The sequence below is a fragment of the Marinobacter sp. DSM 26671 genome, assembly GCF_900112835.1.
Lineage (GTDB): Bacteria > Pseudomonadota > Gammaproteobacteria > Pseudomonadales > Oleiphilaceae > Marinobacter > Marinobacter flavimaris.
Window position 1 is genome coordinate 1 of the sequence record NZ_FONF01000065.1, and the last position, 1,679, is coordinate 1,679.

A 1,679-nucleotide genomic window follows, 5' to 3' on the forward strand; every position below is an offset into this window, starting at 1 on the left:
AGTGCCCATCCAGAAACCCGCATTTTCAGCCAGTTTAGCTCACCTCCAGGAGTGGAGGCTGAGCTGCGTGCCTTCAAAAAAATGAAAGCAGCTAAATATTGGTAAATGTGATCATTATTTGATCGACTGGCTCGCGTTCAAGCCACGGGCGGGCACCGCACGACTGCTCATGCGCCCTGTTTACAGATGTTCAGTCGGAACCGGTCGGCTAATCCGGACCGAGTCGGGCCAACCGCACCAGGTTGTAGCTCAGAACTGAGGCCCAGACAAACGCTTTGAAACCATCGTGACCTTTCCACTTCGCTTTCGCGGCTCCGAAGGCCCGTTTCAGCTCCGAGATGTTGCCTTCGATACCGGCTCGAAAATGGCGCAAGGCTGTAAAGGTCTTCGACTTCACGCCCATTGCAGTGAGCGATACGCCAACGGGTTTGTGAAACACCACGTGCTTAAGCCCCATGGCACGTCCGGCCGCGACGTTCGCCTGGCTGGCGTAGCCGCCATCGGCCACCACGGAGCGGGGCAGTTTGCCCAGAACGGACTGGTGGTAATCCAGAACCGGCAAGAACAGGGTCTTGTCACCGGGGTTACCCTCTTCGATGGTGAGGGCGGTGATAAAGCCCCCCGCTTCACTGCTCAGGTTAATCTTGTGACCATACTGCACGTCGCGGAATCCCTTGACGATGATGTCGGTGTGAGACTCAAACAGGCTGACGATCTTGTCCGAGGAAGGAACCCGTTCGCCCTGGATGACACGACGTTCGGTCTGCTCGATCACCCGCGATGTCAGCTCCCTGTAGTGTGCCAGAGCGTCCAGCCATGCCTGCTGGGCCGCTGAACCAGCCCCGCCTTCGGTCACCTGCTGCTGTCCGCGGTCCGCCTGCTTCAATGCCAGCCGTGCAAGCTTCAGAAGATCAGGATAGAGTTCATCCTTGATCGCTTTTTTCGCATTGAATATACGAAAGGCCAGTGATTTTGACGCCTTGCGCTGGTCCGTAAAGCGGACCTTCACTCCGGTTTCGGCTTTGCTTTTTGCCAGCAGACGACTGATCACACGAACGCCATCATTCAGCAACTGGCTGTCACTGGGTGGGGCGATGTGACTGGCCACCACGGTACTGTCGATGCGCAGTTTATCCAGCGAAATCACACCCTGATTGATCAGGTTGCGGGTCACTGCCTGGTGTGCCTGCGCCAGAGTCTCCGGCCTGATCCTGCGAATTGTGGACTGCAGGCAGGACCGGCTGGGCGACAGGTGAGCCGGTAACCGGGCAAAGGTTCGGTAGGTCACCGAATCCGACAAATGAAACGCCAGTTGTTCATAGCTGAACCCCAGTTGCTGCCTTAATACCATGCAACGCAGAACAGTCTCTGCGCTGAGACCGGATCGCCCAACGGCTGAAACGGAAGCATCGATTAAATCTGCCGCCACCAGCTCAAGAATCTCGGGCTGCCTGTCCAGGACCTCCGACAGCTTCCGGAGTCGGACGCCATACTCGTGATTCGAGTAATGTTCGAATATACTGACCTGAGCATTGCGGATCTCTCGCATGCTGGATCCTCTTGGTTGTTTGATGTTTTTTGGTCGCACTTAAAACATACCAAAGCCAAGAGGATTTTTTTATCTATTCTCAGAATTTTATCTGGAAATCAGAGGCTTGCTAATTTCTGGATGGGCACTA

1 protein-coding gene is annotated in these 1,679 nt (G+C 55.3%); it reads right to left on the reverse strand.

Features of this window, described 5'->3' with window-relative positions:
- Positions 1-208 precede the first annotated feature (208 nt).
- Positions 209-1,549 carry an ISNCY family transposase gene (locus BM035_RS22140; RefSeq protein ID WP_092034457.1) on the reverse strand — a complete coding sequence of 447 codons (1,341 nt, stop codon included), beginning with the start codon at positions 1,547-1,549 and terminating at the stop codon, positions 209-211.
- Positions 1,550-1,679 lie beyond the last annotated feature (130 nt).

What these genes read in the sequence shown, in the direction of transcription:
- BM035_RS22140 (WP_092034457.1), bottom strand. Translation starts at nt 1,549, where the DNA reads ATGCGAGAGATCCGCAATGCTCAGGTCAGTATATTCGAACATTACTCG.